The following is a 23508-nucleotide window of genomic DNA, read 5'->3' as shown; positions in this document are numbered from 1 at the left end:
ACCATGACAACCGCCGCACGCGGTGACGCTTCGAGCCTGTTCGCAACACCCAAGACCGTCGCCGAGCATCGCCCCGACGGCAGCATCGTGCTGCGCTCGCCAGAACCCTTGCGCGACAGCGCCCGCTGCATCGGCGACTGGCTGGAGCATTTTGCGCGGCAGACGCCTGACACGATCTTCCTCGCCGAGCGTGACAGCGCCGACACGCCCTGGGCCACCATGACCTACGCGGGCGCCCTGCGGCGGGTACGCGCAGCGGCGAGCTGGATTTTGGCGCAAGAGCTCAGCGCCGAGCGTCCCGTCGTCATCCTCTCCGACAACAGCATCGACCACGCGCTGCTCGCGCTGGCCGCCCAGCATGTCGGCGTGCCCTCGGCCGCGATCTCGCCGGCCTATTCGCTGATGTCGAAAGATTTCGACAAGCTCAAGAGCATGATTTCGCTGCTTCAGCCGGGCGCGATCTATGTCTCGGCGACAAAGCCGTTTGCCGCGGCGCTGGCCGCGATCAAGCCGCTGCACAAGGCGCAGATCATCAGTGGCAATGCCGGCGATGCCGATGCGCTGGCCTTCCGTGACATCGCGGCGACGCCCGAAACGGGCGACGTCGCAAAAGCCTTCGCCGCGGTGACTCCGGATACGATCGCAAAATTCCTGTTCACCTCGGGCTCGACCGGCACGCCGAAAGCCGTCATCAACACCCAGCGCATGTTGACCTCGAGCCAGCAGGCCAAGGCGCAAACCTGGACGTTCCTGGAGCAGGCTGCCAGCGATCTCGTCATTCTCGATTGGCTGCCCTGGAGCCATACCTTCGGCGCCAACCACAATTTCAATCTCGTGCTGCGCAACGGCGGGTCGCTCTATATCGACGGCGGCAAGCCCGCGCCCGGTCTCTTCGCAACGTCACTCGCCAATCTGAAGAGCGTGATGCCGACGGTCTATTTCAACGTGCCGCGCGGCTTCGACATGCTGATCGCAGCGCTGCGCGGCGACGAGGAGCTGCGCCGCCACTTCTTCGGCGAGGTGAAATTCGCCTTCTATGCCGGCGCCGCGTTGCCGCAGAACCTCTGGGACGCGCTCGAGCAGCTTTCGGTGGAGACTGTTGGTCGTCCGCTGCCGATGGTGTCGGCCTGGGGCTCGACCGAGACGTCACCGCTGGCGACCGACTGTCATTTCCTCGCGGAGCGCTCGGGCAATATCGGCGTGCCCATTCCCGGCACCGAGCTGAAGCTCGTCACGTCCGGCGACAAGCTGGAGGTGCGCGTGCGCGGCCCCAATGTCACGCCGGGTTACTGGAAGGCGCCGGAGCTGACGAAGCAGGCTTTCGATGACGAGGGCTTCTATCTCATTGGCGATGCCGTGAAGCTTGCCGATGCGGAACGGCCTGAGCGCGGATTGTTCTTCGATGGCCGCGTTGCGGAGGACTTCAAGCTTAACTCCGGCACCTGGGTCAGCGTCGGTACGCTGCGCGTCGCCGGCATCGCCGCGCTGGCGCCGCTGGCGCAGGACATCGTCGTCACCGGCCATGGCGGCGACGAGGTGCGCTTCCTGGTCTTCCCGAACATGGCTGCTTGCCGTGCCCATGCCGGCTTGCCCGAGACGGCAGGCGTGAACGATGTGCTCGCGCATGACAAGGTCAGGACCGCGATCGCGCAGGGCCTGGCGAAGCTGAAGGGGCAGGGCACCAACTCCTCCGGCCACGCGACGCGCGCGTTGCTGCTCGCCGAGCCGCCGTCAGTCGACGGCGGCGAGATCACCGACAAGGGTTACATCAACCAACGCGCCGTGCTGACGCGGCGTGCCGATGCGGTGGCGCGGGTGCATGATGATGCGTCGGGTGAGTGGATCGGTCTGTAGCCACTGGCAGATCAAGTCGGAGTGAGGCCACGCTCTGTCCACATCGTCATTGCGAGCGCAGCGAAGCAATCCAGAATCTTTCCCCGGTGGGGCTCTGGATTGCTTCGCTGCGCTCGCAATGACGGGGATGGGTCGAGCAGCTCGCAAAATGCGCCAGCCATTCTGCCGCAATATCATGCATGATTCTTTTGTTGCTTAAGCAACTAATTTGTGCGAACCGTTCCAAACAAGGATGACGGCGGGGGAACCGCTGCGCCTGATCCTGGAGGAAACGATGCTCGGCAGAGAGGTGGCCGCGGGCAAACGCCGGCGTATGCCTGAAGGCGGCGATGCCGCGCGCTTTACGCGCGCGTCAGGTGGTGGTGCTGCCGGTCACTGCGCCGAGATTTTCGTGCAGCCGGCGCAGCAGATCGATCAGCGCCTCGCGCTCGTCCTTGCTCAGGCAGGACAACAGCCGCCGCTCGCGCTCGAACGCCGCGACGATCACCTTGTCATGGGTGGCGCGGCCCTTCGCCGTCAGCGAGATCGAATGGGTGCGGCCGTCGTTCGGGTCGGTTCGAATCGAGACCAGTCCGCGCTTCTCCAGCCCCGCGAGCGTCCGGCTCACCGGCCCCTTGTCAAAACCGATGACGTGGCAGATACGCGAGGCGGGAATGCCGGGCTCGATCGCCAGCAGCGACATGATCCGCCATTCCGTGACATTGACGCCAAACTCTCGCTGGTAGAACGCGGTGGCGCTGTTCGAGAGCTTGTTGGCGATGAAGGTGATGAAAGCCGGGACGTAACGGTCGAGATCGAGCGTCGGCCCGGTTTCGGCGGGTGCGGGCCTTTGGCGGGCTCTGGTCGAAGACGGCGGCATATCGGTCTTTTGTCTCGCGGCGTGTCCGAAGACCTAAGGGCAAGCGCGGCTCTTTCACAAGATCAAAATGAGGGAGGACTTCAATGAGCGCACCTGGCTCCGCCGTATCAGGCGTCCCGCATCTCGACATCGATCCCTTCAACATGAATTTTTTCGCCGATCCCTATCCCACGCACGAGCGGCTGCGGGAGGCGGGGCCGGTCGTCTATCTCGACAAGTGGAACGTCTATGGCGTGGCACGCTATGCCGAGGTCCACGCCGTGCTGAACGATCCCGCGACGTTCTGCTCCAGCCGCGGCGTCGGCCTCTCCGATTTCAAGAAGGAGACGCCGTGGCGGCCGCCGAGCCTGATCCTCGAGGCCGATCCGCCCGCGCATACGCGGACCCGCGCCGTGCTCTCAAAGGTGCTGTCGCCGACCGTGATGAAGCAGGTGCGCGATCGCTTTGCCGCGGCGGCCGAGGAGCGGGTGGACGCGCTGATCGAAAGGCGCAGCTTCGACGCGATCGCCGACCTCGCCGAGGCCTATCCGCTCTCGATCTTCCCGGATGCGCTCGGGCTGAAATCCGAGGGGCGCGAGCATCTGATTCCCTACGCGAGCGTCGTGTTCAACGCATTCGGGCCGCCCAACGAGCTGCGCCGGGAGGCGATTGCGCGTTCGACGCCCCATCAAGCCTATGTTGCCGAGCAGTGCCAGCGTGAGAACCTTGCGCCCGGCGGCTTTGGCGCCTGCATTCATGCCCAGGTCGACGAGGGCGCGATCACGGCCACCGAAGCGCCGCTGCTAGTGCGCTCGCTGCTGTCGGCTGGTCTCGACACCACTGTCAACGGTATCGGCGCGGCCGTCTATTGCCTCGCGCGCTTCCCCGAGCAATGGCAGCGCCTGCGCGGCGATCTCACGCTCGCGCGTAGCGCCTTCGAGGAAGCGGTTCGTTTCGAAAGCCCGGTGCAGACCTTCTTCCGCACCACCACACGTGAGGTCGAGCTGTCAGGCGCGACGATCGGCGAAGGTGAGAAGGTGCTGATGTTCCTTGCCGCCGCCAATCGCGATCCGCGCCGCTGGGACAAGCCCGACAGCTACGACATCACGCGCCGCTCGTCCGGCCATGTCGGCTTCGGCTCCGGCATCCACATGTGCGTCGGCCAGCTCGTCGCGCGCCTCGAAGGCGAAGTGATGCTGACGGCGCTGGCGCGGCGTATCGCGAAGATCGAGATCACGGGCGAGCCGAAACGCCGCTTCAACAACACGCTGCGCGGGCTCGACAGCCTGCCGGTCACCATCACCCCGGCCTGACGAGGAGCCTTGATGCCAGCCATCACTTTCATCCATGCCGACGGCAAGTCCGATCGTGTCGAAACTTCAGGCGACGAAAGCGCCATGCAGGCCGCGACCCGCCATGGTCTCGACGGCATCCTGGCCGAGTGCGGTGGCAATGCCATGTGTGCGACCTGCCACGTCTATATCGACGCAGCCTGGCTCGCGCGCCTGCCCGCGATGGCTGATGACGAAGACGCGCTGCTCGACGGCACCGCCGCCGAGCGGCTGCCGAACAGCCGGCTGGCCTGCCAGATCATGATCACGCCCGCGCTCGACGGGCTGGTGCTGAGATTGCCGGAACGGCAGGTCTGAATTCCAGAACGTGCCGGCGGCGACCGGCGCGACACACAAAGGGGAGGGAACGATGAAACACCTGAAATGGACACTCGCGCTGGCGGCGAGCCTGATGAGCGGCGCGGCGAGCGCCGAGATCTCCGACAATGTCGTGCGCGTCGGCGTGCTCAACGACATCTCGGGCATCTTCCAGGACACCAACGGTATGGGCTCGGTCGAGGCTGCGCGGATGGCGGCCGAGGATTTCAACGGCGGCGGCAAGAACATCAAGGTCGAGATCGTCTATGCCGACCACCAGAACAAGGCCGATGTCGGCAACGCCATCGCGCGCAAATGGCTCGATGTCGAGGGTGTCGATGCCATCGTCGACGTGCCGAATTCGGCCGTCGGCCTCTCCATCAACACGCTGCTGCGCGACAGCCGCATGACCTTCCTGGCGTCGTCGACCGCAAGCTCGGATCTCACCGGCAAGGCCTGCTCGCCCAATACGATCCAATGGGTCAACGATGCCTGGGCGACCGGCAACACCACCGCTGCCGCGATGATGTCGCGCGGCGGCAAGGACTGGTATTTCCTCACGGTCGACTATGCGCTCGGCAAGGGCATCGAGGCGGAGGCGCAGAAATACATCGAGGCGCACGGCGGCAAGGTGCTCGGCTCCTCCAAGCACCCGCTCGGCACGTCGGACTTTGCCTCCTTCCTGTTGCAGGCGCAGGGCTCGAAAGCGCAGGTGATCGGCCTCGCCAATGCCGGCGGCGACACCATCAACGCGGTGAAGCAGGCTGCCGAGTTCGGCATCCAGCAAGGCGGGCAGAAGCTCGTCGCCTTCCTGCTCTTCATCAACGACGTCCATGGCATGGGCATCAAGGTCGCCCAGGGCCTCCAGCTCATGGAAGCGTTTTACTGGGACATGAACGACGACACCCGCGCCTTCGCCAGGCGATTTGCGGCGCGGCCCGGCATGAACGGCAAGATGCCGAGCGGCAACCAGGCCGGCGTCTATGCCTCGACGCTCGCTTATCTGAACGCGGTCGCCGCGACCGGCAGCGACAATGCGAAGGACGCCGTGCCCGAGATGAAGAAGTTTAGGGGCAAGGACAAGCTGTTCGGTGACACCACGATCCGCCAGGACGGCCGCGTCGTGCATCCCATGTATCTGTTCGAGGTGAAGAAGCCGGAGGAGTCGAAATATCCGTACGACTATTACAAGCTGGTCTCGACGATTCCCGCGGACCAGGCGTTTAGGCCACTCGCGGAGGGCGGATGTGAGTTGGTGAAGTAAAAGATAGCTGCGAGCGCTGCTGCACCCTCGCCCCTTGTGGGAGAGGGTGGCTTCGCGAAGCGAAGCCGGGTGAGGGGTCTCTCTCCTCACGAATGGTCGTGCGAGTGGAGAGAACCCCTCATCCGGCGCCATAACCGAAGCTTTGCTTCGGCGTTCTTGAGAACGGCGGCCGAAGGCCGCCTATGCCACCTTCTCCCACAAGGGGAGAAGGAAGAAAGGCTACGCCACCTTGCTACTCCCCTGCGTGATCAACCGCGCCGCGCGCTGGTCGCGGGCGTAGATCCAGAGCCAGCTCAGGGCGACGCTGAGGCGGTGGCGCAGGCCGATCAGGAAGTAGATGTGGGCGATGCCCCAGATCCACCAGGCGATGGTGCCGCGCAGTTTGACCTTGCCGAAATCGATCACGGCGAGCCGCTTGCCGATCTGTGCGAGGCTACCGGAGTGCTTGTAACGGAATGCACCTTTGTTCTCGCCACGCAGGCGCGCCTTGATGGTTTCGGCGACGTGCCGGCCCTGCTGCTTGGCGGCCGGCGCGATGCCGGGCACTGGCTTCCCCTCCCAGGCGTTGATCACAACGGTGTCGCCGATCGCAAAGATTTCGGGATGACCGGGTATCGTCAGGTCGTCGTCGACCTCCACGCGCCCGGCGCGATCGCTTGGTGCGCCCAGCCATTCGGCGGCGGGCGAAGCGCGCACGCCGGCGGCCCAGATCCGCGTCTTTGCCTCAAGCAGCTTGCCGCCGAATACGACGCCCTCACGGTTGATCTCGGTGACGGCCTGGCCCAGCACGACCTCGACGCCGATCTTTTCCAGCGAGGCTTGCGCATAGGCCGAGAGGTCATCGGGGAAGCCTGCGAGCACGCGCGGTCCGGCCTCGATCAGCACCACGCGTGCCTTGTGGGTGTCGATGTTGCGGAAGTCGGCGGGGAGCGTGTGGTGCGCCATCTCGGCGATGGTGCCGGCGAGCTCGACGCCGGTTGGGCCGGCGCCGACGATGACGAAGGTCAATCGCGCCGCGCGTTTGGCCGGATCGGTCTCGCGTTCGGCGCGCTCGAATGCCACCAGGATGTGACGGCGCAGAGTGGTCGCGTCTTCCAGCGTCTTCAGGCCGGGGGCGAACTGCTCCCATTCGTCATGGCCGAAATAAGCATGACGCGCGCCGGTGGCGAGCACCAGCGTGTCGTAGGGCACCTCGCTGCCGTCGTCGATCAGCACGCAGCGCCGGTCGGCATCGACGCCGCTCACCGTCGCAAACAGGGTCGTCACCTCGCGCCGGTCGCGCATCAGGTGCCGGACCGGCCAGGCGATTTCGCTGGTCGCGAGCGAGGCGGTCGCGACCTGGTAGAGCAGCGGCTGGAACAGGTGATGGTTGCGGCGGTCGATCAGCGTGATCTCGACCGGCGCGCCCGCAAGCCGGTAGGTCGCCTCCAGCCCGCCGAAGCCGGCTCCGACGATGACGACGCGGTGGGGATTTGCGGCCATGATACACCCTCGAATCTCGCTGCTGCTCTTCTTCATCTAAGTGCGCATTGGGCGCCGTAGTCCAATAGCCGTCATCAATCGCGGCATAGGCTGGGCGTATCGTCATGCCCCGCGAAAAAGCGCCGCAGCCTTGGTCGAAGTGAGTAGAATTATATTTCTTGCCATCCTCGATTGGGGCGAAATATGGTGCAGGGGCGGGCGCTGAGCCATTGGCGGCGCGACAGATTTTACGTTCAATAGAGACGACCCGGGGGCGGCGATCACCCCGTCTCCGGGATCAATAATAAGGAGGGGAGTGGTTATGAGGACGGCATTCTGGCTGGCGGGCGCAGCGGCGCTGGTGCTGGCAAATCAGGCTTTCGCCGGCGACACCATCAAGATCGGTTTCGTTTCGACCTTCAGCGGCCCGACCGCCGTGATCGGCAACGACATGCGCAACTCCTTCGAGCTCGCGCTGGATCACATTGGCCGCAAGATGGACGGCAAGCCGGTCGAGGTGATCTACGAGGACGACGGGCAGAAGCCCGACGTCGGCAAGCAGAAGACCGAGAAGCTGGTACAGTCCGACAAGGTCGACTTCATCGTCGGCTACATCTGGTCGAACGTGCTCCTGGCCTCGCTCAAGACCGCGGTGGACTCGCAGACCTTCCTGATCTCGGCCAATGCCGGTCCGTCGCAACTCGCCGGCGAACTGTGCTCGCCTTACGTGTTCTCGACCTCCTGGCAGAACGACCAGACGCCCGCCGCCATGGGCCTCTACATGAACCAGAAGGGCGTCAAGAGCGTGTTCCTGATCGGGCCGAACTACGCGGCCGGCAAGGACATGCTCGCGGGCCTGAAGAGCACGTTCAAGGGTGAGGTCAAGGGCGAGGAATACACGGTCTGGCCGAGCCAGCTCGACTTCTCCGCCGAGCTCTCAAAGGCGCGCGCCTCGGGCGCCGAGTCGATCTTCGTGTTCTATCCCGGTGCGGCCGGCGTGCAGTTCCTCAATCAATATGCGCAGGCCGGCCTGAAGAGCACGATGCCGCTCTACACCGCCTTCACGGTCGACGAGCTGTCGCTGCCGCTCCAGAAGGAGAACGCGCTCGGCGTGCCCGGCGCGCAGGAATGGGTCAATGACCTTCCGAACGAGCAGAACAAGCGCTTCGTCGCCGACTACCGGAAGAAGTACCCCAATCTGCGCCCGACCTATTACGGCGCCCAGGCCTATGACGCGGCCCAGCTCATCAACAGCGCGGTGGTCGCTGTGAAGGGCGACACCAGCAAGAAGGACGCGATGAAGGCCGAGATGGAGAAGGCCAACTTCAAGTCGCTGCGCGGCCCGTTCAAATACGGCAAGAACCACATTCCGGTGCAGAGCTTCTATCTCCAGGACGTGGTCAAGGACGGCGAAGGCCAGCTCTCGCTGAAGACGGTCGCGACCATCGTGGAGAACGACCAGGATCGTTTCCACGACAAGTGCGCGATGAAGTGAGCTGATGCCTTTTCCCCTCTCCCCGTCTGCGGGGAGAGGGTCAGGGTGAGGGGGAGTCTCCGCGGGGACGGAGGTCGTTGTATTCCTCGATAGTCCCCACATCGTCATTGCGAGCGCAGCGAAGCAATCCAGACTGTCTCCGCGGAGGGACTCTGGATTGCTTCGCTGCGCTCGCAACGACGTGTTGAGAGAGCGTTGCTCCTGGGGACATATCTCTCGCGGAGAGTCCCCCTCACCCGGAATTTGCTGCCGCAAATTCCGGCCTCTCCCCGCAGGCCGGGAGAGGCGAAGACCTACACCCGCGGCATGCTCGCAGGCCTTACCTCGCGGGCCTGCGCCGCGAGCCTGATCCCGGCATTGGCTGCCCCAAATCCCTGATAATCCCGTCGCTCCACGATCTCGAAGAAGAAGCGCTCATCGAAGATGTGGGTGTAGACTTGGAAGAACTCGCCGTCGCCCTCACGGTCGTAGAGGATGTGGTTGGCGCGCAGCTGCGCCATCAGGTCGGGCGCGAGGTCATATTTGGCTTCGATGTCGTCGTAGTAGTTATCAGGGATATCCAGGAAATCCGCGCCACGCTTGCGCATCGCGGCGACCGTCGCAAAAATGTCCCGGCAGGAGAACGCGACGTGCTGCACGCCCGAGCCGAAGAACTCCGAGATGAACCGCGCCGGCAAGGTGCGGTTGGCGGATGAGCCGTTGAGCACGAAGCGCAGGCTCTGGTCGGCGTTGACGACAGCCTGGCTCTGCACGAGGCCGCGCGGATCGGCGATTTCCATCTGCGGCAGCCGCTTCAGGTCGAGGATGCCGGTGTAGAACAGCAGCCAGGACAGCATCTCGTCATAGGGCATCGACTGCGCGATGTGATCGACGGCGAGCAGGGCGTCGGCGTTCGCGTCACTTGCGACCGGCTCGAAATCGGTATCCCAGTTCTTGCCGGCCTGGTCGAGGAAATAGAGCAGGCTACCGCCGACGCCATGGATCGCGGGAATCTCCAGCTCGCCCGGCCCGACCGGCTGGTAGAAGGTGCGCGTCTTCAGCGCTTCGGCGCGCTGCATGGCAAGGCCGGCATTGTCGACGTCGAGCGCAATCGCGCAGACGCCGGGGCCGTGCGTGACGTAATGCGAATGCGCAAAGCCGTCGGTCTCGCAATTGATCACGAGCTCGACCTTGCCTTGCGACCAGCGCTCCACGGCCTTGCTGCGATGCTTGCCGGTCTTGCGGAAGCCGAGCTGCGCGAGCAGGCGGGCGAGGTCGACCGCCTTGGTCTCGTTGACGGCAAACTCGATGAAGCCGGTGCCATGGCTCCTGGCCTTCGGCGCCAGTGGCTCGCTGACAAGCTTCGGCCAATCCGGTGCAAGCTGATCCTCCAGCAGGATCAGCGAACGCAGGCCGTCGACCGCGGTCTGCGCGGACGAGCCGGCGCGGAACTGGTCGTTGAAGATTTCGAGCGACAGCGGCCCGGCATAGCCGGTCGCCGCGATGGCCTGCATAAATTCACCAACCGGGAGGTCGCCCTGGCCGGGGAAGGAGCGGAAGTGCCGGCTCCATGAGAGGATGTCGAGCTCGAGCTTCGGCGCATCCGCGAGCTGCACTAGAAAGATCTTGTCGCCGGGGATCGAGGCCATGGCGCGTACCGGAAAGCCGGGCGCGAGCGCGTGAAAACTGTCGAGGATGACGCCGATCGCGGGATGATCGGCGCGGCGCACGATCTCCCAGGCGTCGCGGTAGTCGTTGACATGGCGGCCCCAGGCCAGCGCCTCATAGCCGACGCGCAAGCCGCGCTTGGCCGCGCGTTCGCCGAGCTCGCGAAAATCGTCGGCGGCGCGATCGATGCCGCCGAGCGAGGCGGGCGAGACGTTGGAGCAGATCAGCAGCAGGTCGGTGCCGAGCTCTTGCATGAGATCGAACTTGCGCTCGGCGCGAGCGAAGTTGCGTGTTCGCTGCGGCTCCGGCATGCCCTCGAAATCGCGGAACGGCTGGAATGCGCAAATCTCGAGATTGAGATCCTTGCACAGCTGCGCTACCTCGCGCGGACTTGCGCCGAACGACAGCAGATCGTTCTCGAAAATCTCGACCGAGTCGAACCCGGCTGATGCGATGGCGCGGAGCTTCTCGTCCAGGCTGCCAGAGAGCGAGACGGTCGCGATCGAACGCTTGTTCATGCTGCGTTGTCCTCCATGGCGCCGCCGAGAAAGAGCTGGCCGATGCGCGGATCGTTCAGAATGCGCTTCGCGCCGTCGACCATGCGGGTCTGGCCGAGTTCGAGCACGATGCCGATGTCGGAAATCTCCAGCGCCGAGCGCGCGTTCTGCTCGATCATCAGGATGGTGACGCCGCGGTCGCGCAAGCCTTTCAGGATGTCGAAGGTCTGCTGCACCATCAGCGGCGACAGGCCAATTGAGGGCTCATCGATCAGCACGAGCTTTGGCTCGAGCAGCAGCGAGCGCGCGATCTCGAGCTGCTTCTGCTCGCCGCCTGAGAGCGTGGAGGCCTGCTGCGCCGACTTGCGGCGCAGCGCGGGAAACAGGTCGAGCGCAGCTTCGATCCGTGCCGGCAGGTCGATTCCCTTGCCGGCGGAGACGCCGCCGAGCTCGATATTGTGGCGCACCGACAGTTCGGGAAAGATGTTGCGGCCCTGTGGCACGTAGCAGATGCCGGCATTGAGCAGCGCGCGCTGGCTCAAATTGGTGACGTCACGGCCGGCAAAGCTGATCTTGCCTTCGCGCAGCTTCAACAGGCCGAAGATCGCCTTGAACACCGTCGACTTGCCGGCCCCGTTGGGGCCGATGATGGTGGTGATGGTGGCCTGCGGCACGGCGAAGGTGGTGCCGTTCAGGATCGTCATCTTGCCGTAGCCGCCGACGAGATTGTGAACCGAGAGGATCGGGTCGCTCATGATGGCTTCCTAATGTCCGAGATAGGCTTCGATCACGGCGGGATTTTTCCGCACTTCGTCCGGCCGCCCCATCGCCAGCACCTTGCCCTCCGCCATCACCATCACGCGCGAGCACAGCGACATCACGAATTCCATGTTGTGCTCGATCACGACGAAGGTCGCGTTCTTCTCGCGGTTGATCGCGACCAGGCGATCCTTCAGGTCCGACAGCATCGACGGGTTGACCCCGCCGGCGGGCTCGTCGAGCAGCACGAGGCGCGGCCCGCCCATGAAGGCCATGGCGGCATCGAGCAGTTTTTGCTGGCCATAGGAGAGCCCGCCGGCCGGCTCGTCGGCGAGATGGTCGAGCTTGAAGAAGCCGATCATCTGGTTGGCGGTCTCGGTCAGCCCGGCATCGGAGCGGCCGATCAGGCGCGAGGCCATATTGCCCTGGTGCTCCTGCCCCGCGAGGATCAGGTTCTCGCGCACCGAGAGCTTTGGGAAGACCTGCAAGAGCTGGAAGGTGCGGCTGACCCCGAGCTTGTTGAGCTCGGCAGGACGCAGGCCCGTGACCACCTTGCCGTCGAGCTTGACCTCGCCGCCTGATGGTGTGAGCTGGCCGAGAATGCAGTTGAACAGGGTCGACTTGCCGCAGCCGTTCGGGCCGATCAGGCCGAGGATCTCGCCCTCGCGGACGTCGAATGAGACGCCATCGACCGCGCTGATGCCGCCGAAATTCTTCTTGATGCCGGTGACTTCCAGGACCGCGCTCATTGCACCGTCTCCAGCCGGGACTTTGCAACGGCCCGCAGCGCGGAGGCCGCCTTGGTGCGGCGCTCGGCGAGATAGCGATCGAGAATTCCCAGAATGCCGGTCGGCGACCAGATCAACAGCAGCATCACCGCGACCGCGTAGAGCATCAGATAATACCCTTCCGTGAAGCGCAGCCATTCCGGCAACAGCACCGCGATCATCGCGCCGAGGAAGGGGCCGAAATAGAAGCCGGCACCGCCGACGATCACCATCATCAAGAGGTCGAGCGAGAGCGACAGGTTGAACGGCACGGGATCGATGTATTGCGTCAGCGGCGCATAGAGCGCGCCGGCGACGCCGCCGATCGCCGAGCCGATCGCAAAGGCCATCAGCGTATAGCGCCTTGTGTCGACGCCGAGCGACTGCGCGCGCAGCGGATTTTCGCGCAACGCCATGAAGGCGCGGCCCCAGGGCGAGCGGATCAGCCACCACACCGCCAGCGACACGATCGCAAGCGAGCCGAGGCAGACATAGTAGAACGGTAGCGGCTTGCTGGTCGCGATGCCGAAGATGTGCGGCCGCGGAATGTTGGAGATGCCGTAGATGCCGCCGGTGAGCCAGCTTTCGTTGCGGAACACCAGGAAGGCGAGGGTGGAGAAGGCGAGGGTGACGAAGGCGAGGTAATGGTGCTGCACGCGCAGCGCGGGATAGCCGAGCACCCAGCCGACCGCGAAGCTCAAGGCAATCGCGACCACGATCGCCGCCGGCAGCGGCCAGCCATGGGTCGTCATGATCGCTGCCGCATAGGCGCCGATCCCGACGAAGGCGCCTTGCGCCAGCGAGACCTGGCCGGCATAGCCGAGTGTCAAATTGAGCCCCATCGCGGCGATGCTCATCACCGCCCACTGGCTCAGGATGAACAGGCCGTAGCGGTTGAAATTCATGGGGACGATGATCAGGCCGGCAATGACGATGAGGCCGAGCGCGATCTTCAACGGTTTGGCGAAGCCGCTCATACGGTGCGCTCCTCGGCGCGGCCGAGCAAGCCCTGCGGCCGGAACAGGATGACGGCGATCAGGAAGATCATCGGCACGGCGGCGCGGTACTGCGTCGAGACATAGGCGGCCGCGAGATTGTCGAGCACGCCGATCAGGAGGCCGCCGGCGATGGCGCCGCGCACCTGGTTGAAGCCGCCGACGATCGCGGCGATGAAGGCGGCCTGGCCCAGCACCTCGCCGGAGGAGAATTTTGCGAGGTAGATCGGCGTGATCAAAAGCGACGCCAGCGCGACCAGGAAGGCATTGATCAGGAACGTCAGCAGGATCATGCGCTCGACCGGCACGCCGATGATGCGCGCCACCGTCGGGTTCTGCGCCGCCGCCTGCATCTGGTGACCGAGCGAGGTGCGGTTGAGAAGGCTCGTCAGGCCGAAGACGGCAAGAATGGCGAGGACGAGGACGCCGATGCTTTGCAGCGAGACGGCATGTCCGAGAATGGAGATATCACCGGTCGGCACGATCGAGGGGAAGGGCGAGGCCTCCGCGCTGAAGAACTGCTTCACGGCCTCCTTGATGCCGATCGCGAGCGCCATCGTCGCGATCGCCAGCGGCAGCACGCCATGGCGCATCATCGGATCGACCAGCAACATCTTGAAGGCGAGGCCCAGCAGGAGCATCGAGAGCAGGATGCCGAGGATGATCGCGAGCCAGAACGGCGCGCCGGCATGCATCGCCGCCAGCATCAGGAACGCCGGCAGCATCACGAACTCGCCTTGCGCGAAGTTGATGGTCTGCGAGGTCTGCCACAGCAGCGTGAAGCCGACCGCGACCAGCGCATAGATCGCACCGGTGGCTAGTCCCGCGACCAGAAGATCGAACAGATTGGACATTTTCCCCTCTCGTGTCCCTCGCCCAGCTCTGTCGTCTCCCTCGCCCCGTTCTTACGGGGAGAGGGCGGGGTGAGGAGCTCTATCCGCGAGCCCATCTCTCACCGTCCTTGCAGAAGCACCCCTCACCCCAACCCTCTCCCCGCGAAGAGCGGGGCGAGGGAGAAGAGAGGCCCCTGCATCCGCCTTCGCTGAAGCTTCGGCGGGACGGGCGCGGGGAGAGGTGAAAGATCACGTCCCTCACTTCACCTTGGGCAGCACCTGCTTCACCACCTGCTTGCCTTCGACCACCTCGACCAGAAAGCTCTGCCGGTCGATGTCGCCGGTCTCGCTGAAGGTGACGTCCATCAGGATGCCCGGCTCGTCCGCGGCTTTGATGGTCAGGCCATGCAGCGTGTCGGCGAACGCCTTGCTGTCGACCTTGCCCATCTTCTCGGTGGTGGCCTTCACCATGTAGACGGCGAGATAGCCCTTCAGTCCGTTATGGTCGGGCACGTAATTGTACTTCTTGGAAAACTTGTCGCGGAACGCCTTGATCAGGTCGACCGGTGCGTCCGTGGTGAGGCCGACATGGCCGCGCGCACCGTTGGCGGCATCGCCGGCGAGCTCGATTACCTTCTGGCCGATCAGCGTGGTCTCGCCCATCAGCGGCGCGGTGACGCCCTGGCGCTTCAGCTCTTTCAGGATGCGCGCGCTCTCTTCCTCGTTGAGATAGACGAACACGGCATCGGGATTGGCGGCCTTGATCTTGCCGACGTCGGCGGCGAAGTCAGCCTGGCCTGCCTCGGTCGAGAGATCGGCGACGACCTTGGAGCCGAGCCGGTCGAGTTCCTTCACGACGACGTCGCGTCCGCCGCGGCCAAAGTCGTTGTTGACCCAGACCACCGCGACCGTCTTCGCCTTCATGTCGTCGTGGATGTACTTTGCGACCTTCGGCATCGACGATTGCTGGCCGAACGAGGTGCGGAACAGGAACTTGTTGCCGGCCTGCGTCAATTCGGCGGCTTCGCCGCCCATGATCTGCGCGATGCCGGCTTCGGCCGCGAGCGGCGCGGTCACCTTGACCGAGCCGGAATAGCCGGGCCCGAGCAGCACATAGGGCTCGGCGTCGAGCGCCTTCTGTACCTGGGCGCGGGCAACGCCGGGGTTGGACTGCGAATCGGCGTGGCTGACCTCCAGCTTGCGGCCGAGCACGCCGCCCTTGGCGTTGATCTCTTCGATCGCGAGGTCGATGCCGTTCTTCCAGTTGGTGCCGACGGTGGCGCCGCCGCCCGAGAGCTCGGCGACGTCGGCGAGCTTGATCGCCTGCGCGTGGACGCTGGTTGCAGTCGCGAAGGCAAGCAAGGCGCCCGCCAGTAGGGTCGATTTCATGGTCACTCCTCCCATTTTTCGTTGATGTGGTCCGCGGCCTTGTGTCCGGCCGCTTCGGTTACGCTGCGTGGTAGGCCGCGCTTCGTGCCGCCATCACCTCGTCAAATGCCTCTCCCATGACCTCGGTCGATGGGGCAAGGCCGGTGAACAATTCGAAGGCGTCGGCGGCCTGGTAGATCGCAAGCTCCCGCCCGGTCATGATCCGCGCGCCCTTGGCCTGTGCCGCTGCCAGCAGCGGCGTGATCAGCGGCGAATAGACGGCGTCCGCGACCCACATTTTCTCGTGCAGCAAGGCCGCCGGGACCGGCATGCCCCGGTTCGGCAGCATGCCGACCGGCGTGCCGTTGACGAGGCCGGTTGCGCCATCGAGCGCGTCCTCGACGCTTTTCGCCACCGTGGCGCCGCCGTGCCTGGCAAGCAATGAAGCAAGCTTTTCGGCGCGCGCCGTCTCGCTGTCGAAGATGCGGAGGCCGGAGACCTTCAGGCTCGCCAGCGCAAAGGCGATCGCCTTGCCGACGCCGCCCGTTCCGATCACGGCGACTGCATTTCCGGACGGTGCCAGCAGCGGCGCGACCGCGCGCGCAAACCCGGTCGTGTCGGTGTTGTGGCCGATCAGCCGGCCGTCCTTGACGACGACGGTGTTGACCGCGCCCATGGCGGCCGCGCCCGGCGCCAGTTCGTCGAGAAGCGGGACCACCGCTTCCTTGTAAGGGTAAGTCACGTTGACGCCGGCAAAGCCGAGCCGCCGTACGCCCTCGAGCATCATGCGGAGCCCGGCCGCATCGGCGCCGGCGACCTCGATGAGCTGGTAGTGACCGCGCAGGCCAAGCGCCTCGGCGGCCCGCTCGTGCATGGCAGGGGAGGCGGAATGCGCGATCGGCGCCCCGATCAGGCCGGTGAGAAGCTTCTTGCTGGCGGCGTATCCGCGCTTGGACATGGTTGGCTATCGTCTCGTTGGGAGCGTTGGGTCCTGGCCATTAGCGGGGAAATCCGCACAATTCCAAGGGGGCTTCCAGTTGCGACGATAGCCTTTCCCGTGCCTAACACAATTACCCATTTATTGGGCAAACCTAACATAATGTTATTTCTTCCGCGCGCGTGCCGGGGCGGTGTTGCCCTCGCTGCGGGACGGCTCCACCGCGCGCATCTCGGCGCGCAGGGACTCGATGAAATACTCGACATGGAGCGACAGCGGCGCGCCGCGCTTCACCGCGATATAGGTCTCGAACCGCGTCGGCTCGGTGATCTTCAACAGCTCGATTCCCGGATAGCCGCCATGGGCCACCGTGAACTGGTCGATGATGGCGATGCCGAGCCCTGCCTTCACCAGCGCACACACCGTGGTGCCGAAGCGCGCGCGGATCGTGATGTTGTAGTCGAGCCGGTGGCGCGCAAAGATCCCGGCCATGATCCGGCCGTAGGGATCGTTGGGATCGATGCCGATCAGCGGATAGCGGGTGATCTCGGCCGCCGAGACCTGCTTGCGGCCGGCAAGCTCGTGACCCGGCGGCACGATGCAATAGAGCTCACCCGAGGCGAGCGGCATGAAGTCGAGCCCGGAATGCTCGAGCCGATAGCTCATCGCCACACATTCGCCGCGGCCGAGCAGGAGGTAGTCGATGGCCTCCTCGAGCTTGAGGATGTTGATGTCGATGCCGAGATCGGGGTAGCGGCGCCGGACGCGCTCGATCGCGCGCGGCACCATCACCTGGGAGATGCTCGGCACCGAGCCGATGCGCAATTCCGACAAACCGCCGCGGCCGATCTTGGAGATGAGCTCGGAGAGGTCGTCGACCTTCTTGTAGACGCCGTTGATCTGCTCAAAGATGTTCTCGGCTTCCGGCGTCGGGAAATAGCGCCCGTTCTGGCGCTGGAAGAAGCGGATGCCGAGCGTGCGCTCGGTGTATTTGACCAGCCGGCTGATCCCCGGCGCCGACACGTTGAGCAGCTTCGCCGCGCCGCCGATGGTACCCGTCACCATCACGGCACGGATCACTTCAACCTGGCGCAGCGTCATCATGTCGTGGGCATCCCAAAGAGGATCGTGGTGGCGATCATCTCACGAGAGCCGTGATGTCATCCAGCGGCAAGTGTGATGTGGACGGAGCGGGCGGCGCTTCACCCTCCCCCTCCAGGGGAGGTAAGAGCGCAGCTCGCTCACCGGCAACAATTTCTGATTAACTTCGCAGTCAGAATGTTTCGGCTAAAATCGGCGCGTTCGAATGGAAGGGCGCCGCTCGCGCAGAACGTACGCCTCACCTGTAACTGTGTTCTAGCTCGCCGGGCTCTCGGGCGACGCGCTGCCGGGCCGCTCCGCGCGTTCGCGCTGCAGCACTTCGCGCGCGTACTCGATGATCTTCTGCTTGTTTGCCGTTTCGCGGACGGCGAAAAACACGCGGTTGAGTTCCAGGCCGAGCACGCTGTTGAGGGCGATGTCCTCGTCTTCCATCGTGATTTTCCCGCTTCAGACGCCATAGGTGTAACTTGACGTCACTTCCTCCACAAGTAGATTAAATCTCGGGTGCAGACGAGGGCCGGTAAACTACGGAAGCAGCGAATTGAGGCAGCTCCCAAATACGTGCTATACCGACGGCGAGGCTCAGGAAACGCACCGATGTCCGCCGTAGACGCCGTAGATTATGGCCGGGAAGCGCTCGACTTCATCGAAGGCCTGGGGACCTATCGCAAGGTACCGGACGCCATGAATGCGCTTGAGGCGGCGTTCGGTCGCTTCGGCTTCGAGACTATCATCGTGACGGGGTTGCCGAATCCCGATCAGCGGTTCGCGCAGATGGTGCTCGCCAAGCGCTGGCCGGCAGGATGGTTCAATCTCTACACCCAGAACAATTACGACCGAGTCGACCCCGTGGTGCGGCTGTGCCGGCAATCGGTCAATCCGTTCGAGTGGTCGGAAGCGCCCTATGATGCCGAGCTCGAGCCGAGCGCGGCCGAGGTGATGAACCGCGCCGGCGATTTTCGCATGTCGCGCGGCTTCATCGTGCCGATCCACGGGCTCACCGGCTACGAGGCGGCGGTGTCGCTCGGCGGCGTCCATCTCGACCTCAATCCCCGCAGCAAGCCGGCACTGCACCTGATGGCAATGTATGGCTTCGACCATATTCGCCGCCTGCTGGATCCGGCGCCGCATCTGTCGACGCGTCTCACCCCGCGCGAGCGCGAGGTGATCGCCTGGGCCTCGCAGGGCAAGTCGGCCTGGGAGATCGGCGAGATCCTGCACATCACGCAGCGCACCGCAGAAGAGCATCTTGCAACCGCCGCGCGCAAGCTCGGCGCCGTCAACCGTACGCATGCGGTTGCACTGGCGATTCGCAACAAGCTCATCAATCCCTAAGCGACGTACTGGGAAATTTCCCAATATCGAACCTGCCTCTTTTCGCAGAGGCTGCCCCTCATTCCGGCTGAATGGGGGTTTTCATGATTCACGCAATTTCTTCGGTCAATCGCCACCTTTACGAAGACGTACTCGAGCAGCACTTCCGACTACGCCACGACATCTTCGTCGAGGAGCGGCACTGGGAGACGCTGCGCCGGCCTGATTGCCGCGAGGTCGATTCCTACGACGACGAGGACACCGTCTATCTGCTCGCGCTGGAAGGCCGGCGCGTCGTCGGCGGTCACCGGCTCTACCCCACCACCAAACCCTCGATGATGAGCGAGGTCTTCCCGCATCTGGCATCGGTTCGCGGCTGCCCTGCGAATCCGCTGGTCTGGGAATGGTCGCGCTACTTTGTCGTGCGCGATCGCCGCGACGGCACTCTCAACCTGCAACTGATGGCAGCGGTGCAGGAGTTCTGCCTCGATCAGGGAATCGCGCAGGTCAGCGCGATCATGGAGACCTGGTGGCTGCCGCGCTTCCATGAGGCCGGCTTCGTCGTGACGCCGCTTGGTCTGCCCGAGCTGGTGGAGAACGCCTGGACCATGGCGGCGACCATCGACATTCGCCGCGAGACCCTCGATGCCCTGCATGATCGCATCGGCATGGATTCGATCGTACAACAGGACGGCCCGCGTCTGGACGCCGTCGCCCGTGCCAACCTCTGCGGCCTTGCTGCCGCGCAACGAAAGAGCGCCTGAAATGTCGAACATGATGCGGGACAGCCAGATCATGGCGCAGACCAAGGACGAGAATCTCGGCTACATGTCCGACATGGCGCTCGAGCTGGCGCAGATGGCGGAAGACACCGGATTGGCAACGCTCGCCTATCTGTTCCGGATGGCGGCGCTGGAAGCCTCGACGGCCAACAGCGTGCTGGCCGAGCCGGATGATCTCCCCCGGCAGATGACGTCGCACTAGACGCCTTCTCCGACTTCCGTCGACCTTCGCGCCCTCTCCCAGGCATGCCTGGGGGAGGGCGATCGTTTGGGTGCGGCAGGTTGACCCATCCTGTGCGGCAGCCTTCTTGCAAGGCCAATTTCGATCGCATGCACCGGCATGCAACAAAGTGCATGTCTGGTGTTGAATCGCTCTTGCCTCGGAACGATACTGCCATTACCCATTTTTCCGCCTTGAAGAGGCAGGGGGAGCTCTTTCACTGATGGCGACCGAGTTCGAACATCGGCGCGACACCGCGTGCGCCTGAAAGAGTTTTGATGCTGCTCGTCGTCGAACAGTTCTTGAACGGATTGCAGTTCGGCCTGCTCCTGTTCCTGCTCGCCGCCGGCCTGACGCTGGTGTTCGGGATCATGGATCTCGTCAACCTCGCGCACGGCTCGCTCTACATGATGGGCGCCTATTTCGCCGCGACCTTTGCGGCCTGGACCGGCAGCTTCCTGCTCGGTGCGCTGCTGGCGCTCGGCGCGACTCTGGTGCTCGGCATCGTGCTGGAGATGTCGGCGCTGCGGCATCTCTACGGGCGCGACCATCTCGACCACGTGCTCGCGACCTTCGGCCTGATCCTGTTTTTCAATGAAGCCGTGCGGCTGATCTGGGGGCCGGCCGGGCTTGCGCTGCCGCTGCCGGGCTGGCTCACGGTGCCGGTGCCGATCCTGCCCGGCATCCACTATCCCGCTTATCGTCTCGCCATCATCGTGGTGGCGCTGCTGGTCGCGCTGCTGCTCTATCTCGGCGTGATGCGCACCCGCATCGGCATGCTGATCCGCGCCGGCGCCTCCAACCGCGAGATGATCGGCGCGCTCGGCATCAACATCAAGCTGCTCTACACGCTGGTGTTCGGCCTGGGCGCCGCGCTCGCCGGCCTCGCCGGCCTGATGCAGGCGCCGATCCTCACCGTGCAGATCGGCATGGGCGAGAACATCCTGATCCTCGCCTTCGTCATCATCGTGATCGGCGGCATCGGCTCGATCCGCGGCGCGTTCCTCGCCGCGATCTTCGTCGGCATGATCGACACGCTCGGCCGCGCTTTCCTGCCCAACCTGTTGCGGCAGGTGCTGAGCGGAGCCGCCGCCTCCACCGCCGCGCCCGCTCTGTCGTCCATGCTGATCTATCTGCTGATGGCGATCGTGCTGGTGGTGCGCCCGGAGGGGCTGTTTCCGGCCAACCGTCGATGAAGGCTTTCACTGTGAGCAAGGCCGTCACGGCCCTGATGCTGGCGGGCCTTGTGCTGCTGCCGCTCTATTCGCAGCTGTCCGGCAACATCTTCATCCTAACGCTGTTCACCCGCATCGTCATCCTGGCGCTGGCGGCCGCGAGCCTCAACCTCATCATGGGTTTCGGCGGCATGATGAGCTTCGGCCACGCCGCCTATCTCGGCATCGGCGGCTACGCGGTCGGCATGCTCGCGCAGGAAGGCGTCGGCTCCGGCTTCATCCAGTTCCCGGTCGCGCTCGCAGCTTCCGCGATCTATGCACTGGTGATCGGCGCGCTCTCGCTTCGCACGCGTGGCGTCTACTTCATCATGATCACGCTGGCGTTTGCGCAGATGGCCTATTACGTCGCCTCGGGCCTCGCGCGTTACGGCGGCGATGACGGTCTCACCGTCTACAAGCGCAGCGACTTCTCCGGCCTGATCAACCTGTCGAACCGCACGCAGTTCTATTATCTCTGCCTCGCCTGCCTGTTCGCCGTGATCGTCCTGATCTGGCGCATCGCCAATTCGCGCTTCGGCCTCGTCTTGCAGGGCCTGCGCTCCAACGAGCAGCGCATGCAGGCGATCGGCTTTCCGGCAAAACGCTACCAGCTCGTCTGCTTCGTCATCTCAGGCATGATGTGCGGCCTTGCCGGCGCACTGCTCGCCAACAACACCGATTTCATCAGCCCGGCCGTGATGTACTGGACCCGCTCCGGCGACCTCATGGTGATGGTGATCCTGGGGGGCATGGGCACGCTGTTCGGCCCGGTGATGGGCGCGGTGGTGTTTTTGCTGCTGGAAGAATTCCTGTCGCAGATCACCGAATACTGGGCGCTGATCATGGGCCCGCTCTTGCTGCTGATCGTGCTGTTCGGCCGCGGTGGCATCATGGGCCTGCTCGGGAGGCTCAATCGTGGCTGAACCGCTGCTCCGCGTCGAAAAACTGGTGCGCCGCTTCGGCGGCATCGTTGCGACGGACAACGTCTCGCTCGACGTAGCTAGCGGCGAGCTGCACGCCATCATCGGCCCGAACGGTGCCGGCAAGACCACGCTGATTAGTCAGCTCACAGGGCACCTCGAACCGCATTCCGGCAGCGTCTCGCTCGGCGGCCGCGATATCACCTATCTGCCGGCCTATCGCCGCTGCGCGCTGGGGCTCGCCCGTTCGTTCCAGATCACCTCGCTGCTGCTCGACTTCACCGCCGCCGACAATGTCGCGCTGGCGGCGCAGGCGCATGCAGGCCACTCGTTCCGCTTCTTCGCCAATGCGCGCAAGGAGAAGGGCCTGCGCGATGCCGCCCATGCCGCGCTCGACCGCGTCGGGCTCGGCCATCGCGCCGATGTCCTGGTGTCCAGGCTCAGCCATGGCGAGCGCCGCCAGATCGAACTCGCGGTCGCGCTCGCGAGCAAGCCGAAGCTGCTGCTGCTGGACGAGCCGATGGCGGGTCTTGGCGTCACCGAATCCCAGCGCATGGTGCAACTGCTCCAGGAGCTGCGGAAGGAAGTCTCGATCGTGCTGGTCGAGCACGATATGCCGGCGGTGTTCGCGCTGGCCGACCGCATCTCGGTGCTGGTCTATGGCCGCGTCATCGCCTCGGGCGATCCGGCCGCGATCCGGGCCAATGAGGACGTCAAGCGCGCCTATCTCGGCGACCAGCATGTGGTGACGCACCATGTCTGAAAAGGCGATGGCTGACACGCTGCTCGACGTCGACGGCATCGAGACCTGCTACGGCCTATCCCAGGTGCTGTTCGGCCTGTCGCTATCGATCAAGCCGGGCGAGATGGTCTCGCTGATGGGCCGCAACGGCATGGGCAAGACCACCACCATCCGCTCCATCATGGGCCTGACACCGGCGCGCGCCGGAACGATCCGCTTCGCCGGCGCAGAAGTGCGGCAGCTTCCATCCTACAGAATTGCAAAACTCGGCGTTGGCCTCGTTCCCGAGGGGCGCCAGATATTCCCGAATCTCACCGTGCGCGAAAATCTCGTCGCGGCCGCGGCCGATCGCTTCGGCAGCAGCAATCCGTGGACGCTCGCCGCCATCTACGTGATGTTTCCGCGCCTCGCCGAGCGTGCTTCCAACATGGGCAACCAGCTCTCCGGCGGCGAGCAGCAGATGCTCGCGATCGGCCGCGCGCTGATGACCAACCCGAAGCTGCTGATCCTGGACGAAGCGACCGAGGGCCTCGCCCCGCTGATCCGCGAAGAAATCTGGAACTGCCTGTCGCTGCTGAAGAGCCGGGGACAGTCGATCCTGGTCGTCGACAAAAACGTCGACCACCTCGCCCGCATCTGCGATCGCCACTACATCATCGAGCGCGGCAAGACGGTGTGGAGCGGCACGTCCGCCGCGCTGATGGCCGAGCCGGATCTCCAGCACAAATATCTGGGCATCTGACGCGCTCCTGGATCTGACTGCCGTGCAGATCGCCGCGCGCGCAGAACCTCGTCGAGGACGTCAGTTTCGAAGCTCTCCAAACTGTACGCAGAGGTCTTGAGTGCGCCGC

Annotated in this window: 23 protein-coding genes; 12 read left to right on the top strand and 11 right to left on the bottom strand. The window is 64.5% G+C overall.

From position 1 onward, the window contains the following. The first annotated feature begins 3 nt into the window (after positions 1 to 3). The gene (locus tag ABIA90_RS43850) at positions 4 to 1854 is read left to right on the top strand and encodes a feruloyl-CoA synthase (protein ID WP_354118954.1); all 1851 of its coding nucleotides are present in this window, start codon (positions 4 to 6) and stop codon (positions 1852 to 1854) included. A 352-nt stretch (positions 1855 to 2206) separates the two neighbouring features. On the opposite strand, the gene ABIA90_RS43845 is transcribed toward ABIA90_RS43850, so the two are convergent. Then, positions 2207 to 2713, bottom strand: a complete 507-nt coding sequence (locus ABIA90_RS43845; RefSeq protein WP_354118953.1) for a MarR family winged helix-turn-helix transcriptional regulator — start codon at positions 2711 to 2713, stop codon at positions 2207 to 2209. A gap of 83 nt (positions 2714 to 2796) precedes the next feature. On the opposite strand from ABIA90_RS43845, the gene ABIA90_RS43840 reads away from it, so the two are divergent. From ABIA90_RS43840 to ABIA90_RS43830, 3 genes are read left to right on the top strand one after another with little or no spacing between them, the layout of a single operon-like run. Continuing rightward, positions 2797 to 4005 carry a cytochrome P450 gene (locus ABIA90_RS43840; RefSeq protein WP_354118952.1) on the top strand — a complete coding sequence of 403 codons (1209 nt, stop codon included), beginning with the start codon at positions 2797 to 2799 and terminating at the stop codon, positions 4003 to 4005. A 12-nt stretch (positions 4006 to 4017) separates the two neighbouring features. Continuing rightward, the gene (locus ABIA90_RS43835) at positions 4018 to 4341 is read left to right on the top strand and encodes a 2Fe-2S iron-sulfur cluster-binding protein (RefSeq protein ID WP_208067634.1); all 324 of its coding nucleotides are present in this window, start codon (positions 4018 to 4020) and stop codon (positions 4339 to 4341) included. A gap of 52 nt (positions 4342 to 4393) precedes the next feature. Then, positions 4394 to 5605, top strand: coding sequence for an ABC transporter substrate-binding protein (locus ABIA90_RS43830; RefSeq protein ID WP_354118951.1), 1212 nt, complete (start codon positions 4394 to 4396; stop codon positions 5603 to 5605). 219 nt (positions 5606 to 5824) lie between these two features. Here the strand turns inward: ABIA90_RS43830 and ABIA90_RS43825 are convergent, their stop codons facing one another. Continuing rightward, on the bottom strand, positions 5825 to 7087 hold the full coding sequence (locus ABIA90_RS43825; protein WP_354113888.1) for an NAD(P)/FAD-dependent oxidoreductase: 1263 nt from the start codon (positions 7085 to 7087) through the stop codon (positions 5825 to 5827). Positions 7088 to 7388: 301 nt separating this feature from the next. Here ABIA90_RS43825 and ABIA90_RS43820 point away from each other — a divergent pair, with 301 nt between their 5' ends. Further along, a complete protein-coding gene (locus ABIA90_RS43820; protein WP_028148067.1) occupies positions 7389 to 8561 on the top strand; it encodes an ABC transporter substrate-binding protein in 1173 nt (390 codons plus the stop codon). A 293-nt stretch (positions 8562 to 8854) separates the two neighbouring features. Here the strand turns inward: ABIA90_RS43820 and ABIA90_RS43815 are convergent, their stop codons facing one another. The 9 genes from ABIA90_RS43815 to ABIA90_RS43775 all read right to left on the bottom strand — a co-directional run bounded on the left by ABIA90_RS43815 (position 8855) and on the right by ABIA90_RS43775 (position 17897). Beyond that, positions 8855 to 10726: a bifunctional sugar phosphate isomerase/epimerase/4-hydroxyphenylpyruvate dioxygenase family protein gene (locus tag ABIA90_RS43815; protein WP_354118950.1), complete on the bottom strand. Its 1872-nt coding sequence runs from the start codon at positions 10724 to 10726 to the stop codon at positions 8855 to 8857. After that, a complete protein-coding gene (locus ABIA90_RS43810) occupies positions 10723 to 11460 on the bottom strand; it encodes an ABC transporter ATP-binding protein (protein ID WP_208067631.1) in 738 nt (245 codons plus the stop codon). The genes ABIA90_RS43815 and ABIA90_RS43810 overlap by 4 nt, the downstream gene beginning before the upstream one ends. A 9-nt stretch (positions 11461 to 11469) precedes the next feature. Further along, complete coding sequence (locus tag ABIA90_RS43805; RefSeq protein ID WP_354118949.1) at positions 11470 to 12213, bottom strand: ABC transporter ATP-binding protein; 744 nt, start codon at positions 12211 to 12213, stop codon at positions 11470 to 11472. After that, a complete protein-coding gene (locus tag ABIA90_RS43800; protein WP_354118948.1) occupies positions 12210 to 13208 on the bottom strand; it encodes a branched-chain amino acid ABC transporter permease in 999 nt (332 codons plus the stop codon). Before ABIA90_RS43800 ends, ABIA90_RS43805 begins: the two co-directional genes overlap by 4 nt. After that, positions 13205 to 14080, bottom strand: coding sequence for a branched-chain amino acid ABC transporter permease (locus ABIA90_RS43795; RefSeq protein ID WP_063979909.1), 876 nt, complete (start codon positions 14078 to 14080; stop codon positions 13205 to 13207). Before ABIA90_RS43795 ends, ABIA90_RS43800 begins: the two co-directional genes overlap by 4 nt. Positions 14081 to 14317: 237 nt before the next feature. Further along, positions 14318 to 15448 carry an ABC transporter substrate-binding protein gene (locus ABIA90_RS43790; RefSeq protein WP_354118947.1) on the bottom strand — a complete coding sequence of 377 codons (1131 nt, stop codon included), beginning with the start codon at positions 15446 to 15448 and terminating at the stop codon, positions 14318 to 14320. A gap of 58 nt (positions 15449 to 15506) precedes the next feature. Further along, positions 15507 to 16385: a shikimate dehydrogenase gene (locus ABIA90_RS43785; RefSeq protein WP_354118946.1), complete on the bottom strand. Its 879-nt coding sequence runs from the start codon at positions 16383 to 16385 to the stop codon at positions 15507 to 15509. 144 nt (positions 16386 to 16529) lie between these two features. Then, the gene (locus tag ABIA90_RS43780) at positions 16530 to 17468 is read right to left on the bottom strand and encodes a LysR family transcriptional regulator (protein ID WP_135215216.1); all 939 of its coding nucleotides are present in this window, start codon (positions 17466 to 17468) and stop codon (positions 16530 to 16532) included. A gap of 252 nt (positions 17469 to 17720) precedes the next feature. Beyond that, positions 17721 to 17897: a hypothetical protein gene (locus tag ABIA90_RS43775; protein ID WP_014491261.1), complete on the bottom strand. Its 177-nt coding sequence runs from the start codon at positions 17895 to 17897 to the stop codon at positions 17721 to 17723. A gap of 165 nt (positions 17898 to 18062) precedes the next feature. On the opposite strand from ABIA90_RS43775, the gene ABIA90_RS43770 reads away from it, so the two are divergent. The 7 genes from ABIA90_RS43770 to ABIA90_RS43740 all read left to right on the top strand — a co-directional run bounded on the left by ABIA90_RS43770 (position 18063) and on the right by ABIA90_RS43740 (position 23399). After that, complete coding sequence (locus tag ABIA90_RS43770) at positions 18063 to 18800, top strand: helix-turn-helix transcriptional regulator (RefSeq protein WP_063979905.1); 738 nt, start codon at positions 18063 to 18065, stop codon at positions 18798 to 18800. An 83-nt stretch (positions 18801 to 18883) separates the two neighbouring features. Next, positions 18884 to 19543, top strand: coding sequence for an acyl-homoserine-lactone synthase (locus ABIA90_RS43765; protein WP_071909116.1), 660 nt, complete (start codon positions 18884 to 18886; stop codon positions 19541 to 19543). A gap of 1 nt (position 19544) precedes the next feature. After that, complete coding sequence (locus tag ABIA90_RS43760) at positions 19545 to 19763, top strand: hypothetical protein (RefSeq protein ID WP_008540920.1); 219 nt, start codon at positions 19545 to 19547, stop codon at positions 19761 to 19763. A 296-nt stretch (positions 19764 to 20059) separates the two neighbouring features. Continuing rightward, a complete protein-coding gene (locus ABIA90_RS43755) occupies positions 20060 to 20977 on the top strand; it encodes a branched-chain amino acid ABC transporter permease (protein ID WP_354118945.1) in 918 nt (305 codons plus the stop codon). Beyond that, the gene (locus ABIA90_RS43750) at positions 20974 to 21918 is read left to right on the top strand and encodes a branched-chain amino acid ABC transporter permease (protein WP_071909117.1); all 945 of its coding nucleotides are present in this window, start codon (positions 20974 to 20976) and stop codon (positions 21916 to 21918) included. Before ABIA90_RS43755 ends, ABIA90_RS43750 begins: the two co-directional genes overlap by 4 nt. Next, a complete protein-coding gene (locus tag ABIA90_RS43745; RefSeq protein ID WP_063979902.1) occupies positions 21911 to 22678 on the top strand; it encodes an ABC transporter ATP-binding protein in 768 nt (255 codons plus the stop codon). Before ABIA90_RS43750 ends, ABIA90_RS43745 begins: the two co-directional genes overlap by 8 nt. Continuing rightward, complete coding sequence (locus ABIA90_RS43740; RefSeq protein WP_354118944.1) at positions 22671 to 23399, top strand: ABC transporter ATP-binding protein; 729 nt, start codon at positions 22671 to 22673, stop codon at positions 23397 to 23399. Before ABIA90_RS43745 ends, ABIA90_RS43740 begins: the two co-directional genes overlap by 8 nt. Positions 23400 to 23508 lie beyond the last annotated feature (109 nt).

It is taken from the genome of Bradyrhizobium sp. LA6.8 (genome assembly GCF_040547935.1).
GTDB classification, from domain to species: domain Bacteria; phylum Pseudomonadota; class Alphaproteobacteria; order Rhizobiales; family Xanthobacteraceae; genus Bradyrhizobium; species Bradyrhizobium barranii.
Note: the sequence above shows the minus strand (reverse complement) of the source record. Positions and strands in the feature narration are given on the sequence as shown.

Coding starts and splice junctions, on each gene's coding strand:
- ABIA90_RS43790 (WP_354118947.1), bottom strand. CDS start 15,448: ATGAAATCGACCCTACTGGCGGGCGCCTTGCTTGCCTTCGCGACTGCA.
- ABIA90_RS43765 (WP_071909116.1), top strand. CDS start 18,884: ATGATTCACGCAATTTCTTCGGTCAATCGCCACCTTTACGAAGACGTA.
- ABIA90_RS43845 (WP_354118953.1), bottom strand. CDS start 2,713: ATGCCGCCGTCTTCGACCAGAGCCCGCCAAAGGCCCGCACCCGCCGAA.
- ABIA90_RS43800 (WP_354118948.1), bottom strand. CDS start 13,208: ATGAGCGGCTTCGCCAAACCGTTGAAGATCGCGCTCGGCCTCATCGTC.
- ABIA90_RS43830 (WP_354118951.1), top strand. CDS start 4,394: ATGAAACACCTGAAATGGACACTCGCGCTGGCGGCGAGCCTGATGAGC.
- ABIA90_RS43850 (WP_354118954.1), top strand. CDS start 4: ATGACAACCGCCGCACGCGGTGACGCTTCGAGCCTGTTCGCAACACCC.
- ABIA90_RS43760 (WP_008540920.1), top strand. CDS start 19,545: ATGTCGAACATGATGCGGGACAGCCAGATCATGGCGCAGACCAAGGAC.
- ABIA90_RS43795 (WP_063979909.1), bottom strand. CDS start 14,080: ATGTCCAATCTGTTCGATCTTCTGGTCGCGGGACTAGCCACCGGTGCG.
- ABIA90_RS43775 (WP_014491261.1), bottom strand. CDS start 17,897: ATGGAAGACGAGGACATCGCCCTCAACAGCGTGCTCGGCCTGGAACTC.
- ABIA90_RS43755 (WP_354118945.1), top strand. CDS start 20,060: ATGCTGCTCGTCGTCGAACAGTTCTTGAACGGATTGCAGTTCGGCCTG.
- ABIA90_RS43750 (WP_071909117.1), top strand. CDS start 20,974: ATGAAGGCTTTCACTGTGAGCAAGGCCGTCACGGCCCTGATGCTGGCG.
- ABIA90_RS43835 (WP_208067634.1), top strand. CDS start 4,018: ATGCCAGCCATCACTTTCATCCATGCCGACGGCAAGTCCGATCGTGTC.
- ABIA90_RS43820 (WP_028148067.1), top strand. CDS start 7,389: ATGAGGACGGCATTCTGGCTGGCGGGCGCAGCGGCGCTGGTGCTGGCA.
- ABIA90_RS43770 (WP_063979905.1), top strand. CDS start 18,063: ATGTCCGCCGTAGACGCCGTAGATTATGGCCGGGAAGCGCTCGACTTC.
- ABIA90_RS43780 (WP_135215216.1), bottom strand. CDS start 17,468: ATGATGACGCTGCGCCAGGTTGAAGTGATCCGTGCCGTGATGGTGACG.
- ABIA90_RS43825 (WP_354113888.1), bottom strand. CDS start 7,087: ATGGCCGCAAATCCCCACCGCGTCGTCATCGTCGGAGCCGGCTTCGGC.
- ABIA90_RS43840 (WP_354118952.1), top strand. CDS start 2,797: ATGAGCGCACCTGGCTCCGCCGTATCAGGCGTCCCGCATCTCGACATC.
- ABIA90_RS43805 (WP_354118949.1), bottom strand. CDS start 12,213: ATGAGCGCGGTCCTGGAAGTCACCGGCATCAAGAAGAATTTCGGCGGC.
- ABIA90_RS43810 (WP_208067631.1), bottom strand. CDS start 11,460: ATGAGCGACCCGATCCTCTCGGTTCACAATCTCGTCGGCGGCTACGGC.
- ABIA90_RS43740 (WP_354118944.1), top strand. CDS start 22,671: ATGTCTGAAAAGGCGATGGCTGACACGCTGCTCGACGTCGACGGCATC.
- ABIA90_RS43785 (WP_354118946.1), bottom strand. CDS start 16,385: ATGTCCAAGCGCGGATACGCCGCCAGCAAGAAGCTTCTCACCGGCCTG.
- ABIA90_RS43815 (WP_354118950.1), bottom strand. CDS start 10,726: ATGAACAAGCGTTCGATCGCGACCGTCTCGCTCTCTGGCAGCCTGGAC.